The organism is Viridibacillus sp. FSL E2-0187, from assembly GCF_038006425.1.
In the GTDB taxonomy this organism is placed as follows: Bacteria; Bacillota; Bacilli; order Bacillales_A; family Planococcaceae; genus Viridibacillus; species Viridibacillus arvi.
Genome location: NZ_JBBOVG010000001.1, coordinates 3,388,853 through 3,403,164, shown reverse-complemented (window position 1 = coordinate 3,403,164; position 14,312 = coordinate 3,388,853). Strand labels below are relative to the sequence as shown.

At 35.7% G+C, this 14,312-nt stretch carries 16 protein-coding genes; all 16 read left to right on the top strand.

Annotated elements, in window-relative coordinates:
* Positions 1 to 85 precede the first annotated feature (85 nt).
* The 16 genes from MHH85_RS16635 (at position 86) to neuC (ending at position 14,311) form a co-directional block, all read left to right on the top strand.
* Complete coding sequence (locus MHH85_RS16635; RefSeq protein WP_340707787.1) at positions 86 to 1,525, top strand: DEAD/DEAH box helicase; 1,440 nt, start codon at positions 86 to 88, stop codon at positions 1,523 to 1,525.
* Complete coding sequence (locus MHH85_RS16630) at positions 1,522 to 2,124, top strand: ComF family protein (protein ID WP_340707786.1); 603 nt, start codon at positions 1,522 to 1,524, stop codon at positions 2,122 to 2,124. The genes MHH85_RS16635 and MHH85_RS16630 overlap by 4 nt, the downstream gene beginning before the upstream one ends.
* 127 nt (positions 2,125 to 2,251) lie before the next feature.
* Positions 2,252 to 2,674, top strand: a complete 423-nt coding sequence (locus tag MHH85_RS16625; RefSeq protein WP_053417785.1) for a TIGR03826 family flagellar region protein — start codon at positions 2,252 to 2,254, stop codon at positions 2,672 to 2,674.
* 475 nt (positions 2,675 to 3,149) lie between these two features.
* The gene (flgM, locus tag MHH85_RS16620) at positions 3,150 to 3,413 is read left to right on the top strand and encodes a flagellar biosynthesis anti-sigma factor FlgM (RefSeq protein ID WP_038179738.1); all 264 of its coding nucleotides are present in this window, start codon (positions 3,150 to 3,152) and stop codon (positions 3,411 to 3,413) included.
* A gap of 18 nt (positions 3,414 to 3,431) precedes the next feature.
* Positions 3,432 to 3,923 carry a flagellar protein FlgN gene (locus MHH85_RS16615; RefSeq protein WP_340707785.1) on the top strand — a complete coding sequence of 164 codons (492 nt, stop codon included), beginning with the start codon at positions 3,432 to 3,434 and terminating at the stop codon, positions 3,921 to 3,923.
* A gap of 21 nt (positions 3,924 to 3,944) precedes the next feature.
* Positions 3,945 to 5,591 (top strand): flagellar hook-associated protein FlgK, encoded by a 1,647-nt coding sequence (flgK, locus tag MHH85_RS16610; RefSeq protein ID WP_340707784.1) that lies wholly within the window; start codon positions 3,945 to 3,947, stop codon positions 5,589 to 5,591.
* 12 nt (positions 5,592 to 5,603) lie between these two features.
* Complete coding sequence (flgL, locus tag MHH85_RS16605) at positions 5,604 to 6,518, top strand: flagellar hook-associated protein FlgL (protein ID WP_340707783.1); 915 nt, start codon at positions 5,604 to 5,606, stop codon at positions 6,516 to 6,518.
* A gap of 66 nt (positions 6,519 to 6,584) precedes the next feature.
* Positions 6,585 to 7,148 carry a DUF6470 family protein gene (locus MHH85_RS16600; protein ID WP_340707782.1) on the top strand — a complete coding sequence of 188 codons (564 nt, stop codon included), beginning with the start codon at positions 6,585 to 6,587 and terminating at the stop codon, positions 7,146 to 7,148.
* Positions 7,149 to 7,150: 2 nt separating this feature from the next.
* Positions 7,151 to 7,594, top strand: a complete 444-nt coding sequence (fliW, locus tag MHH85_RS16595) for a flagellar assembly protein FliW (RefSeq protein ID WP_340707781.1) — start codon at positions 7,151 to 7,153, stop codon at positions 7,592 to 7,594.
* Entirely contained in the window at positions 7,594 to 7,818 is a 225-nt protein-coding gene (gene csrA, locus MHH85_RS16590; protein ID WP_340707780.1) for a carbon storage regulator CsrA, read from the top strand. Before fliW ends, csrA begins: the two co-directional genes overlap by 1 nt.
* Before the next feature lie 142 nt (positions 7,819 to 7,960).
* The gene (gene hag / locus MHH85_RS16585) at positions 7,961 to 8,773 is read left to right on the top strand and encodes a flagellin Hag (RefSeq protein WP_340707779.1); all 813 of its coding nucleotides are present in this window, start codon (positions 7,961 to 7,963) and stop codon (positions 8,771 to 8,773) included.
* A 153-nt stretch (positions 8,774 to 8,926) separates the two neighbouring features.
* Positions 8,927 to 10,600, top strand: coding sequence for a motility associated factor glycosyltransferase family protein (locus MHH85_RS16580; RefSeq protein ID WP_340707778.1), 1,674 nt, complete (start codon positions 8,927 to 8,929; stop codon positions 10,598 to 10,600).
* Positions 10,601 to 10,613: 13 nt separating this feature from the next.
* Positions 10,614 to 10,973: a hypothetical protein gene (locus MHH85_RS16575; RefSeq protein ID WP_340707777.1), complete on the top strand. Its 360-nt coding sequence runs from the start codon at positions 10,614 to 10,616 to the stop codon at positions 10,971 to 10,973.
* A 30-nt stretch (positions 10,974 to 11,003) separates the two neighbouring features.
* Positions 11,004 to 11,999 (top strand): NAD-dependent 4,6-dehydratase LegB, encoded by a 996-nt coding sequence (locus MHH85_RS16570; protein WP_340708189.1) that lies wholly within the window; start codon positions 11,004 to 11,006, stop codon positions 11,997 to 11,999.
* The gene (locus MHH85_RS16565) at positions 11,996 to 13,150 is read left to right on the top strand and encodes a LegC family aminotransferase (RefSeq protein ID WP_340707776.1); all 1,155 of its coding nucleotides are present in this window, start codon (positions 11,996 to 11,998) and stop codon (positions 13,148 to 13,150) included. Before MHH85_RS16570 ends, MHH85_RS16565 begins: the two co-directional genes overlap by 4 nt.
* A gap of 3 nt (positions 13,151 to 13,153) precedes the next feature.
* Positions 13,154 to 14,311 (top strand): UDP-N-acetylglucosamine 2-epimerase, encoded by a 1,158-nt coding sequence (gene neuC, locus MHH85_RS16560; protein WP_340707775.1) that lies wholly within the window; start codon positions 13,154 to 13,156, stop codon positions 14,309 to 14,311.
* Position 14,312 lies beyond the last annotated feature (1 nt).

The window sequence follows — 14,312 nt, the reverse complement described above, 5'->3', positions numbered from 1 at the left end:
TTTGTAACTCTAAAAATGTTACTTGCCAACACATGCTGGAAATTGTAAAATAAATCCAACTCTAACCCTAGTAAGGAGGCAATATTTGCGAAAACGATTATTCAAGCAACGAAACAAAACATACCGCTATATAGGTATCTTAGAAAACCCGTCCCTGCGTGATTTCCTAACAGGACGCATTTGGCTACGTGAACATTCCCCTTTCTCAGAAGAACTAATCACCCAACACATCCAATTTGGCTATATCGCCACTCTCCCAGGTGTGAAGAAAAACTCCAAAATGAATTCTCAATTTAAGCGTATGAACTATATATGTAATCGATGTGTTAATAACAATCCAAATCTATTTGTAACTTATTATTGTGCAGCTTGTGAGCAAGCTTGCGTCTATTGTAGACATTGCATCAGCATGGGGCGTGTCAGCAGTTGCTCGGATCTCATAAAATGGGTTGGACCAACACCTAGAAAAGCAGCAAATCACCTATTCTCATGGACAGGCACCTTCACACCCTATCAGCAAAAGGCTTCGAAAGAACTTATTGAAAGTATAAATGCAAACAGAGCTCATCTAATCCATGCGGTTTGTGGTGCTGGAAAGACAGAAATTTTATTCCCAGCTATTTACGAATGCTTAAAAGAAGGAAAACGAATTGCGGTCGCAACGCCTCGAACCGATGTCGTATTAGAGCTAGTACCGCGCATTCAACAAGTTTTCCCAAAGACAAAAATACAAGCACTTTACGGTGGAGCAGATGTCGACAAGAATTACGCCCCGATTATTATTGCGACGACACATCAGCTTTACCGTTTTGAAGATGCTTTTGATACAATCATTGTCGATGAAGCCGATGCATTCCCATATACGCATGATGAAACTTTACAACAAGCAGTCATTAAAGCTAAAAAAAGAGATGCGCCAATCATGTACGTGACAGCAACGCCATCTGATAAACTAATCAACCAAATACAAAAACAGAAAGGTGGCTATTCATTTATCCCTAGAAGATATCATGGGCATCCACTACCAGTGCCACGTTATCAATCATTATGGCGATACAAAAAGCAGATTGAATCAACTAGGTTACCAAAAAAACTTATTCAATGGACAAAAAAACAGCTCCTTGAAAATAAACCTTTTCTCATTTTCTTTCCAACTATTGCTCTAATGGAAAAGGCCATCCCGTTGTTTCAGCAATTGGAACCAAACATTCAAGCTGTTCATGCAGAAGATCCAAATCGAAAAGAAAAGGTGTTAGAGCTCCGTGCAAAAAAAGTGAGAGGATTATTAACAACAACCATTTTAGAACGTGGTATCACAATACCTAACGTACAAGTGGCGGTAGTAGGAGCAGAAAGTGGTATCTTCACTTCAAGTGCACTCATTCAAATAGGAGGAAGAGTTGGACGTTCTTTCGACTGTCCAACAGGTGATCTTGTCTTCTTTCACCACGGTATCTCTATTGAAATGGACCGAGCAACAAAAGAAATTAAACGTCTCAATAATACGGAGCTAACAACAATATGAATATGATTTGTTATCTATGTTCAAAACCTCTAAAAAGACGATTAACATGGAAGCAACTGATTATGTATGAACAGCAAGCAGTCATTTGTCCTACTTGCCATAGTAAATTTGAGCTTGTTAAGCCTGAGGAACAAAAGTCTCCAGATATCCAAACATTATTTCATTACAATGAAGCAATGAAAGACTTCCTACATCAATACAAGTTTTTTAAAGATATTGTGTTAAAAGATGTATTTAGATCCGAAATTGCCAAAGCACTAAAAAACACTGATGCTGTTATTGTGCCAATTCCAATGCATCCAGAAAAAATAAAAACACGCACATTTGCACATATTGATGAATTATTGAAAGCAACTGGTATCCCCTATACACATTTACTAGAGAAAATATCAATTGAATCCCAATCATCTAAATCAAAAGTAGAACGTGAACAAAGCGCTCAATTATTTCAATTAAAACCGAATAGTATAATTGAACATCGTCTACATATTTTAATAGATGATATTGTGACAACTGGAACCACTTTAAAACATGCCAAAGCGATACTCTCTGCGGCTGGAGCACCTTCCGTAAAAGCATTCACCCTAATTCAAGGTTAGTCATAAAGATACAAAAAATCGTACGATTCTTTACAAACTCCCTGCATTTTATAAATTTTATGTTGATTTTACCGACAATATAACTAGTATATTAAGTAGTAGAATTTAAATTCCAGGGGGTAAGAACATGGGTGAATTGCGAAGCTGTCCAAAATGTGGGGACTTTTATAACTATACTGGCATTAGAGAAGTTTGCGGAAAATGTGCGCAAGAAGAAGAGAAAATGTACGAGGATGTATACCGTTTCTTACGCAAACGCGATAATCGATCAGCTACAATCGAGCAAATTGTCGATGCTACAGGTGTAGAAGAGGACTTACTACATAAATGGGTAAGGAAAGGTCGCTTGCAACCAGCTATGTTCCCAAACCTAGGCTATCCTTGTGACAGCTGTGGAGCTCTAACTACAAAAGGCAAGCTCTGCATTAATTGCCAAACCGAACTAAAATCCGAACTCAATAAATTCGAAGCAGCACGCGAATTCAGAGAAAGCGTAGAAGAATCAGAACGAACAACATACTATGCCGACTCAAATAAGAAAAAGCAATAAAGTATAAATCTTCGCATACTTAGGTATGTGGGGATTTTTTGTTTTGGGGGTTACTTGTTTTTGGGTGAGGGAGCTTGTGAGTAGTGCTAAAGCGAGAGCGGAGTAGCGCTAAAGCGGGGTCGAGTAGCGCTAAAGCAGGAGTGAGTAGCGCCAAAGCGAGAGTGAGTAGCGCCAAAGCGGTGGTGAGTAGCGCTAAAGAGAGCGAGTAGCGCTAAAACGGGAGTGAGTAGCGCCAAAGCAGGAGCGAGTAGCGCCAAAACCCGAATGACTAGCGCTAAACCGAGAATGACCAACCCAAAACAAACACCACCAAAAACTCCCGTCAATTACCCTCCCACAAATAAGGCATATAGCACTAGCAATTAAAAAACGGATTAGGATGTCTTTCGCTTTTATTACAAAATACTTAACATCGATATAAACCAACCGAAATAATGAATATATAAAAGGAACGATTGAGAGGAGGCCATTCTATATGAAAATTACTAACTATGGCGTAAACGCTGTAAACCCATATAAAAACCAGCCTGTAAAATCTGATTTTGCCAATAAATCGGTAGCGAATAAGGCAGATCAGCTAGAAATTTCATCAGCTGCAAAGGATCTTCAAGGAATCGTAAGTTATGCAGATGAAAGAGCTGAACGCGTACAAGCGTTAAAAGCACAAATTCAAGAGGGCAATTATAAAGTAGACGCAAAACAAGTCGCTTCAGATTTATTGAAATATTACCGCCCATAAGTAAAAGGAGTATGAGAAATGTCCATTGAAATGATTTTATCTATTTTAGATAAATTAGAAAAAATGCATAAGAGCCTGCTAGAACTTGCATATCACAAAACGGAGTTCATCAAGACAGGAGACATGGACGGACTCGATCAATTGCTCAAGGACGAGCAATCGCACGTAGCTGCCATCTCACAGCTCGAGCAACAGCGTCAGCAAGCGGTAACGGATTACCTTAAGGCAAAAGGAATTGCCTCTGCTGAACATGCAACTGTCGCTCAAGTAATTGAAGTAGCTGATACGCCAATTGAACAACTTAAATTAGACGAAGCACGCAAAAAACTGCTACTCGTCATCGAAACTCTCAAGCACCAAAACGACCTAAACCAAAAAATGATTTTCCAATCACTTCAATTCGTCAATATGACATTAGATATGCTGCGACCTCAACCAGACCAAATCAACTACTCACAAACCGAAGTTCGTGGCAGTACTTTAAAAACCAGCTTTGACTCACAAGCATAAAGAAACAGAGGAGGAAATAAAATGCGCTCCACATTTATGGGATTAGAAACAAGTAAACGAGGGTTGTTTACACAACAAAGCGCCCTATATACAACAGGCCACAATATCTCGAATGCTAATACAATTGGCTACTCTCGCCAACGCGTCAACATGCAATCAACATTAGGTTATCCAGGTGTTGGTTTAAATGCCCCGAAGACCGCTGGGCATATCGGAACAGGGGTAGAAGCTGGATCTGTAGAACGTATCCGTGACCAGTTTCTAGATAGGCAGTTTAGACAGGAAGCAACTAAGCTTGGATACTGGGGTGCTAAAACTGAAGCTATTAGTCAGATGGAAGACATTATGGCTGAACCATCTGAATATGGTTTAAACCAAGCATTCAATGATTTTTATAAATCATTTCAAGACATAAGTACTAATCCAGAAAATGCTTCTGCTCGTAAAGTAGCGCTTGAAAATGCTAAACATCTAGCGGATTCTTTCAACTATATAAACTCGCAGCTTAAGGAAGTTCAAGGCAACTTGAAAAATGAACTCAAAGTTGAAACCGATGCTATTAACTCAATCTTACGTCAAATTGCTGAAATAAATGAACAAATACAAAAAGTTGAACCGAATGGATATCTACCAAATGATTTATACGATGCGCGTGATAACTTAATAGATCAATTATCAGAATATGTACCTATAGAAACTAGCTATAATAAATCTGGTGGTAATGCTTTAGGAATTGCTGAAGGATCAGTCGTTATAAAACTAAAAGGATCAGGTACAACGCTAGTTGACGGAAATAAAGTAGCACAATTACAAGCTCAAGGTAAAAGTATAGATAAAGATGGTAATATAACTGGAGCAGCTGGTGCATTAACTGATGATTTAACAGAATTTCAAGTATTTACGGGTTTTGGTGTTTCGAATTTAGTGAGTGTAGAGGATGCTAAGAACTTGCAATCAAATCAATTTGGTGCCTCTTCTATAAAGGTACAAGATATGCAAATTGGTGGCGGTAAAATGATTTCACTTGCTCACTCATATGGGTATGAAAAAAACGGAGTAGCATTGCCACAAGGTGACTACCCAAATACTATGCAAGAGCTAAGCAAACTAGCAAATGCATTTGTTAGTGCGTTTAATCAAATTCACAATGCAGGATACCAATTGAATAGTGCTACAAAAGGAACTGATTTCTTTAAAATTGATGCTGATGGTAAAGTAACAGTCGAGATTACAGACCCGTCTCAAATTGCGGCATCTACAGCGCCAAATGAAGAAGGTAATGGTAAATTAGCAATTATCTTATCTAATTTAAAAACAACTGCTTTATCAGACGGCAAAGTAATCGATTTAGGAAATGGTAGTTCAATTACATTATCATTCAAAGCGGGAGAAGATTTAGAAGGGGCTACAACACAATCTTTCTACCAAGGTCTTGTAGGTAAAATTGGTGTAAGTGGCTCTGAGGCAGATAAAATGGCGTATAACGCAGCTACAATCCAATTAACAGTTAGTAACAAACGTGCCTCAGTAAGTTCAGTTTCTCTTGACGAAGAAATGACGAATATGATCATGTTCCAGCAAGCTTATAATGCTTCAGCACGAATGGTCACAGTAGTGGACGAAACATTAGATAAAATCATTAACGGTATGGGCCGTGTAGGTGTATAGGAGGTTAGGTAAATGCGTATAACACAATCAATGCTATCAAGTAATATGTTACGTAATTTAAGCAATAGCTATAACAAAATGGGTAAACTTCAACAACAAATTTCATCTGGTTCTAAGCTTACACGTCCATCAGATGATCCGGTTGCTGCTATAAAGGGAATGGGCTATCGTACAGACTTAACAAAGAATGCCCAATATACACGTAATATGAATGAAGTAAATAGTTTGTTAGATACGACTGACGAAGCTTTAAGTCAAGTTGGTGAGGCTTTAAAACGTGTGCAAGAACTGGTCACACAAGCAGCAACTGATACACATACAGATGAAGATCGTCAAAAAATAAAAACTGAAATTGATCAAATTCGTCAGCAAATTCGTGATGTGGCAAACACGCAAAGCGGTGAGAAATACATTTTCAGCGGAACAAAAACATTAGAACCTTTATTTGCAGATACAACAGCAAATGCTGGTGCTGGCCAACTAACAACACTCCAAGGTAATACGAACCAAGTTGAAGTGGAAGTATACAATGGCGTGACATTAGCCGTGAATACAAATGGCAAGGATCTTTTTGCAAATATTGATAAATTAATGAGTGAAGTTCAATCGAAACTAAATGATCCAGATGCTTTGAATGCAGGATCTACATCAGGTACTGAAATTGGTAACTTATTGGGCGATATTACAACTCAACAAAACTCGGTATTAGAATCACTTGCTCAGGTTGGTGCTAAGCAAAATCGGGTAGAAATGATGACGAACCGTCTTTCGGCCCAAGAAGTAAATGTCACAAAACAACTGTCTAACAATGAAGATGTAGACTATGAAAAAGCTATAACACAACTTATTACAGAAGAATCAATTCATCGTGCTTCATTATCTGTAGGTGGAAAAATTATTCAACCCACACTAGTAGACTTCCTATAATCAATAATTAGCCAAAAGGCTCTCGCTATTTAGAGCGGGAGCCTTTTTCAAAGGAGTGAGATTACTATGAAACTTGATCAAATTCAAATTCGTACAACAGATGCTAAAGTAGGACTTAATATTATTGACTCTAATCAAATTATTAGGCAACCACGAGCGCAACAACATATCGAACAGCCTGCAGCTATTTTACAAATAAATTCAGAACCAGCTAAACTAATTGTTGATTCATCTCGCGCATATCGAGACTTAGGATTATATACAAATCGTGAATCTATTGAAAAATTTGCAAGTGATGGCAGACAAAAAGGTTTAGAAGGTATTGGTAGAAGAGCGAGCCAAGGCCGCCAAATGATGGATATTGGTAAAGGAAAAGGCAGTGTTATACCTGCTATTGCTAAAAATATTGCAAATCCTCCAGCTAAGGATATCGGAATCACATGGAAACCTTCAGTAGGCTCTGTGAAAATAAAATATGTATCCGACCAGCTAGATATCAACATCACTCGTCAAAACCCAAGAATTGATGTCCAGGTTGGAAAAGTTGTTCATGATTACACACCAGGTGATGTAACGGGCACTATGCTACAATACCCATCAGTAGAAACTACAGTTATTAAAGGAGAATAAAGATGAAAATCGAAACAAAATTTTTAGGCTCTGTTGAAATAGAAGAAGAAAGTATACTTACATTTGAAGAGGGAATTCCTGGGTTTGAAGAATCAAAAAAATATGTATTCTTACCATTAGAAAATGAATCGCCATTTGGTATATTGCAATCAACTGAACATATTGAAGTTGGATTTGTAGTGGCTTTTCCTTTCTTATTTAAAAAAGATTATGCATTCGACTTATCTGAGTCAGATAAAAAAGCATTACAAATTAAAGACGAATCGGATATTATCACATATGCCATTGTTACATTAAAAGAGCCGTTCGAAACGTCAACCTTAAATTTACTAGCACCTGTACTTATTAATGTTAAAGAAAAAATAGGTAAACAAATCGTTCTACAAGATAACGAGAAATACGCATTACGCCATCCAATAGGTACATTGGAAGGAAGTGCAAAATAATGCTAGTCCTAACACGTAAAAAGGGCGAGTCTATTATGATTGGCGACGAGATTGAGTTTAAGATACTGTCAGTAGATGGTGAGCAAGTCAAGCTAGGCATCGTTGCCCCAAAATCAGTGAAAGTTCATCGTTCTGAAGTTTATGAAGCAATTCAAGAGCAAAATAAAGAAGCAATGAATGTATCCCAATCATTAATAGATCAACTTTCAAAAAAAACTTTTTAAAAACTCAAAAAAACTATTAAACATTTCTATTAAGGTACGATATAAGTATTGTGAGACAAAAGGTAAGTGAAAACGAGCCAGCAGTCAAACAAATTCCACATGGATGTGGAACTAAAAAACAATTTCAAGGAGGAATCTCACAATGAGAATTCAACACAATATTTCAGCTTTAAACACACACCGTAACTTAGGTTTCAACAACACGCAATCATCTAAAAACTTAGAAAAATTATCTTCAGGTTACAAAATCAACCGCGCTGGAGACGACGCTGCTGGTCTTGCTATCTCTGAAAAAATGCGTGGACAAATTCGCGGTTTAGACATGGCTTCTAAAAACGCACAAGATGGTATCTCTTTAATCCAAACTGCTGAGGGTGCTCTTAACGAAACTCACGCTATCCTACAACGTATGCGTGAACTTTCAGTACAATCTTCAAATGATACAAACACTGATGACGACCGTGCACAACTTCAAAAAGAAGTTGCAGCACTAACAACTGAAATTACTCGTATTTCTACTGATACTGAGTTTAATACTCAAAAGCTATTAGACGGTTCTTTCACTGGTAAAATGATTCATATTGGTGCAAATACTGGTCAAACATTATCAGTAAGCGTCAACACAATGGATTCAAAAGCACTAGGTCTTAGTGGGTTATCAATTGCTAAACAAACAGGAGCTAATAAAGCAATTGCGTTACTTGACTCTGCAATTAAATCAGTTTCTTCACAACGTTCTGATCTTGGTGCGATTCAAAACCGCCTAGAGCATACTATTAACAACCTTGGTGCAACTTCTGAAAACTTAACTGCTGCTGAATCTCGTATCCGTGATACTGATATGGCTAAAGAAATGATGGAATTCACTAAAAATAATATTTTAACTCAAGCAGCACAATCAATGTTAGCTCAAGCTAACCAACAACCACAAGGCGTTCTTCAATTATTACAATAATTGAAAACAGTCAGTGATTAAAAAAGCTGAAGCTTATTGCTTCAGTTTTTTTTATAGATTTCTAAATAAAAAGAATATAATACATAGCCTTTTATACGAGATACTTTATAATCATAGAAAAGTACAATGCTGATTAGATGGAAGAGGGACCCAATGTATAAAATTAGTCGTGAAATTAATGCTAGAAAAAACGAGATAGTTAAAGTATTTGACTCCGAAAATAAGAAAATAATCTCGTTAAATTCTGAAATATCCCCAATAAAGGAAATTGAGAGATTTGGTAGTAAATTTACTAATAATAAAAGTTATATTATTATAGGTTCTGGAAATGGTACATTATTAGATTATATTTTAGAGAAAAATCTGAATTCAAAATTTTACATAATAGAAATATTTGATGATATCGATTATGAAGAGGAGTATATAAATAAATTAAATGAAATAAATGTTAATTTTTATCATTCGTCAAATTTAAATTATCTAGAAATTAGTGGTGCTATCAGAAATTCATTAGGAATGGAATTTGAAATATTAATACATCCTAATTATGATAGATTAAACGAGAACCTAACGAAACCTATTATTGAAAAAATAAAAATGGGATCTGTAACTGCCACATTAAATAAAAATACTGAAAAATACTTTATGTATGAGTGGTTAACAGAACCAATATTAAATTTATCAATTTCAAAAAATGCTAAATCATTATTGGAATTAAAAGAACATTTTATCAATAAACCATTTATTCTCATTTCATCTGGGCCATCATTAATAGAAAATTTAGAATTTGTGAAAAAAAATAAGGATAATGCCTATGTAATAGCTTCTGGTTCTGCTGTTAATGGTTTGATGAACAATGGTATTCATCCAGATTTCGTTACAGTAATTGATGGATCAGACATAAATTATACCGCTCATTTTAAAGATACAAAATATGATGGACCACTAATTACGACGGGTACAACAAATCATTCAATTTTAAAAAATCATCTGGGTGATATATTAGTTACAAATATAGCGCAAGATACTGTAACTAAAGAGGAACGACCAGATCTAATAATGGTGCCAACGGTTCCTTCTGTGGCACTATACTCGTTAATGCTAACTCATTTTCTAGGAGCCAAAGATGTATATATGGTAGGACAGGATTTAGCATTAGCTAATGGTCAGTATTATGCTTCGGGTGTAAATGAGCATAAAAATATGAAAAACCTAGGACAGACAATAGAAGTTGAGGATAATCAAGGTGGCAAGGTATTTACAACTCTTCCCTTAGCAACTACGTTAGAAAGTTTTAACAACGTCATTTCTGTTATTCAAATGGCTAATAAAAGCATTCATATTTATAATTTGGCAAAAGATGGTGCGAAGATTTCGGGAGTTGCATATAAACCTGCTGATGAAATTAAGTTTAATGGAAAAGTTGATAAGTCATGGATTAATCGTGCGGGGGAAAAAAACACTCCAAATTATTCTTATTCGATTGAGTTTCTCCAGAAGATAAAAGATTGTAAATATGAAGTTGATGATGTAGTGAGAAAAATAAATAGAATGAATTCAGCTGCAGTTACTTTAAAGGACCTAAAAAAAATATTACAATTAATAAAAAAATTGAGAGAAAATGAAGTTTTAGAGATTCATGTATTGAACATGATATATTCCACAACAAAATCTATAAATAATATGTTTGAATTTGGATTTGATGGTAATTTTGAAACGAATGAAGAGAGAGTAGAAATGCTGAATAAAATAAAGTTTTTTGTTGAGCACATTCAAAAGTATCTTATTGGTTTTGAAGATTCGCCCGCATGGTCTGAGTTTGAATAAAGGAGATAATAAAATGATAAGTATAGAGAATCAACTAATTGAGTTAATAGAAAGTGTTAATCTTTATATGTCTAAGATTCCAAATGGTTGTACGAAAATTGCTGAGTTTTTAAGAAATGGGCAACGTGATGAGGCATATAATTCAATTAGTAATTTTGTAGAAGGAATAGAATGGGTTAGTAGTTCATTTAATATATTAAAAAATAATAATTATTCTATTATATTTAATGAAGAAAAAATGAAATCATTATTATTAGAAGTAAATGATACTCTAGAACAAAGAGATCAAAACGTATTAGCAGATTTGTTTGAATATGAAATAGCAAGCTTTTTTGAAGAAGAAAGCCAATTAGCTATAGCTAAAAAGATGTAGACATATAAAATGTGAAAGATAGGCGATATGATGAAAATATTAGTAACCGGAGCCGATGGATTCATCGGATCCCACTTAACAGAAGAACTTATAAGACAAGGGCACGATGTAAGAGCATTTGTTTATTATAATTCATTTAATTCATGGGGATGGTTGGATCAATCTACCAAAGAAATAAAAGAATCATTGGATATTTTCTCTGGAGATATTAGAGATCCTTTTGGAGTAAAAGAAGCGATGAAGGGGTGTACGCATGTTTTACATTTAGCCTCACTTATAGCCATTCCTTACTCTTACCACTCACCAGCAACATATATTGATACAAATGTAAATGGAACGCTTAATATTGTACAAGCTGCGCGTGAGTTAGGTGTGGATAAGGTTGTACATACTTCTACAAGTGAAGTGTACGGCACAGCTCAATATGTACCAATAGACGAGAACCACCCATTACAGGGGCAGTCTCCATACTCTGCTTCTAAAATTGGTGCAGACCAAATGGCGTTATCATTCTATCGTTCATTTGATACACCAGTTTCAGTGATCCGTCCGTTTAATACATATGGTCCTCGCCAATCAGCACGTGCGGTAATCCCAACAATTATTAGCCAATTAGCTAATGGTAAAACGACGATTAAATTAGGCGCTATTAGTCCAACACGTGACTTTAACTACGTGAAGGATACAGTTAGCGGCTTTATTTCTGTTATGAATTCTGAAAAATCATTAGGTGAAGTCATTAATGTGGGCTCTAATTACGAAGTATCAATAGGGGAAACAGCTGAAATGATTGCGGATATTATGGGTGTCAAACTAACGATAGAAACAGACGAACAGCGTTTACGCCCAGAAAAAAGTGAAGTTAACCGCTTGTGGGCTGAGAATAAAAAAGCTAAAGAATTAATCGGATGGCAACCTCAATATGGTGGTAAAGATGGTTTTCGACGTGGCTTAGAAGAAACAATTGAATGGTTCACAAATCCAAAGAATTTATCTCAATATAAGGCAGATGTATATAATATATGAACACTCAATGGTTAGAGTTCACAAAACAGATTAAAGAGCATTATAAGAAGGATTTTGTGCCATTACATGAACCAACATTCAATGGCAAAGAGTTAGAGTATGTGACAGACTGTGTTCAAACCGGGTGGGTATCGTCCGTTGGTTCATATGTGACACGCTTTGAAGAAGACTTAGCACGCTTTACTGGTGTAAAACGTGCTGTTGCTGTTATGAATGGTACAGCTGCATTACATATTGCCTTAAAGGTTGCTGGCGTTCAGCCAAATGAAGAAGTATTTATGCCAGCTTTAACATTTATTGCGACAGCTAACGCAATTTCATACCTTGGTGCTATGCCACATTTTGTAGATGTTTCTGATAAGACATTAGGTCTAGATCCGCAAAAGTTAGAAGCACATATCTTAGAGATTGGTGAATTGAAAAATAACCAATTAATTAATAAAGAATCAGGTCGAATTATTCGTGCAGTCGTACCGATGCACACATTTGGACATCCTGTTGATTTAGAAGAATTGCAATTGGTTTGCGAAAAGTATCATTTAGTATTAGTAGAAGATGCAGCAGAATCATTAGGGTCTTACTATAAAGGTAAGCACACTGGTGGTTTTGGGAATGTGAGTGCGGTTAGCTTTAATGGTAATAAAATCATTACAACAGGTGGTGGTGGTGCCATTTTGACGGACGATGATGAGCTTGCAAACTATGCAAAACATATTACGACAACTGCAAAAGTTCCACATCTATGGGAGTATAATCATGATGAAATTGGCTATAATTATCGCTTACCAAATATTAATGCCGCGTTAGGATGCGCACAGCTAGAACAGGTGCCACATTTTATCGAACAAAAACGTGAATTAACAGCTTTTTATGGAAAACTAGTTGCTCCGATAGAGGGTGTAAAACTCTTCAAAGAGAGAGAAAATACATCAAGTAACTATTGGCTGCAAACATTGATTTTAGATGATACTTTAGAGCGAGATGAAGTGTTAGCTTTCTTAAATGATAATGGTGTAATGAGCAGACCTATTTGGACACCTATGCACTATTTAAAGCCATTTATAGAATGTCCTAGAGCTGATTTATCAACAGTTGAGCGATTAAAAAAGAAAATTATTAACATTCCAAGCACACCGATAAAAGAGGGATAAATTTTGAAACGAAAAATATGTGTTGTTACGGGGACGCGTGCCGAATATGGGCTGTTATATTGGTTGATGGATAAAATTCAAAAAGATACAGAGTTAGGACTGCAGGTAATTGTTACTGGAATGCATCTATCTCCAGAATTCGGATTAACTTTTCAACAAATAGAAAAGGATGGTTTTGTAATAAATAAAAAAATTGATATGTTATTATCTGGAGATACACCAGCAGCTATTACTAAATCTATAGGATTAGGTGTCATAGGCTTTGCAGACGCATATCAAGAAATTGAACCAGATATCGTTGTAGTACTGGGAGATCGTTTTGAAATTTTAGCAGCAGCACAAGCTGCCATGGTATCAAGAATTCCTATTGCCCATATACATGGGGGAGAATTAACAGAAGGTTTAATAGATGACCCGATTCGACATTCTATTACTAAAATGTCACATATTCACTTTGCAGCTTCCGATGAATATAGAAGAAGAATTATACAAATGGGCGAGCAACCTGATTATGTTTTTAATGTGGGGACTTTAGGAATTGAAGGTATTAAAAAAACAGAAGTATTATCGAAAGAAGCATTTAAGGAATCAATCCAATTTGAAGTGGATAAATTCTTTTTGATTACACTACATCCAACCACTTTGGAAAATAGTACAGCTGAACAACAAATACAAACTTTACTTTCAGCTTTAGATACATTCGATGATTACAAAATAGTCTTTACTAAGACGAATGCTGATACAGATGGTCGTATTATTAATACGTATATTGAACGTTATGTACAACAAAACAAAGAACGGAGTATTGTTTTTGATTCTCTAGGGCAGCTTAGATATTTAAACGCTATACAGCATTGTGCTGCAGTAATAGGAAATTCTTCAAGTGGTTTAGTAGAGGTACCGGTGTTTTTAAAACCGACAGTTAATATTGGAGATCGTCAAAGAGGAAGACTTAAGGCTGAGTCTGTCATTGATTGTAATTTTGAAAAAGAAGATATTATTAATGCAATTAGTAAGAGTATCGATAAAGTATTCCTGCAAAAAATTCAATCAATGAATCAAGTATATGGTGAAGGTAATACTTCTGAACAAATGGTAAGTGTGCTAAAAAAAATTTCACTAGATTCCATTCTTAAAAAGAAATTTTATGATATAGAATAGG

Coding starts and splice junctions, on each gene's coding strand:
- MHH85_RS16565 (WP_340707776.1), top strand. CDS start 11,996: ATGAACACTCAATGGTTAGAGTTCACAAAACAGATTAAAGAGCATTAT.
- MHH85_RS16630 (WP_340707786.1), top strand. CDS start 1,522: ATGAATATGATTTGTTATCTATGTTCAAAACCTCTAAAAAGACGATTA.
- flgM (WP_038179738.1), top strand. CDS start 3,150: ATGAAAATTACTAACTATGGCGTAAACGCTGTAAACCCATATAAAAAC.
- fliW (WP_340707781.1), top strand. CDS start 7,151: ATGAAAATCGAAACAAAATTTTTAGGCTCTGTTGAAATAGAAGAAGAA.
- csrA (WP_340707780.1), top strand. CDS start 7,594: ATGCTAGTCCTAACACGTAAAAAGGGCGAGTCTATTATGATTGGCGAC.
- flgK (WP_340707784.1), top strand. CDS start 3,945: ATGCGCTCCACATTTATGGGATTAGAAACAAGTAAACGAGGGTTGTTT.
- flgL (WP_340707783.1), top strand. CDS start 5,604: ATGCGTATAACACAATCAATGCTATCAAGTAATATGTTACGTAATTTA.
- MHH85_RS16625 (WP_053417785.1), top strand. CDS start 2,252: ATGGGTGAATTGCGAAGCTGTCCAAAATGTGGGGACTTTTATAACTAT.
- MHH85_RS16575 (WP_340707777.1), top strand. CDS start 10,614: ATGATAAGTATAGAGAATCAACTAATTGAGTTAATAGAAAGTGTTAAT.
- MHH85_RS16580 (WP_340707778.1), top strand. CDS start 8,927: ATGTATAAAATTAGTCGTGAAATTAATGCTAGAAAAAACGAGATAGTT.
- hag (WP_340707779.1), top strand. CDS start 7,961: ATGAGAATTCAACACAATATTTCAGCTTTAAACACACACCGTAACTTA.
- MHH85_RS16570 (WP_340708189.1), top strand. CDS start 11,004: ATGAAAATATTAGTAACCGGAGCCGATGGATTCATCGGATCCCACTTA.
- MHH85_RS16615 (WP_340707785.1), top strand. CDS start 3,432: ATGTCCATTGAAATGATTTTATCTATTTTAGATAAATTAGAAAAAATG.
- MHH85_RS16600 (WP_340707782.1), top strand. CDS start 6,585: ATGAAACTTGATCAAATTCAAATTCGTACAACAGATGCTAAAGTAGGA.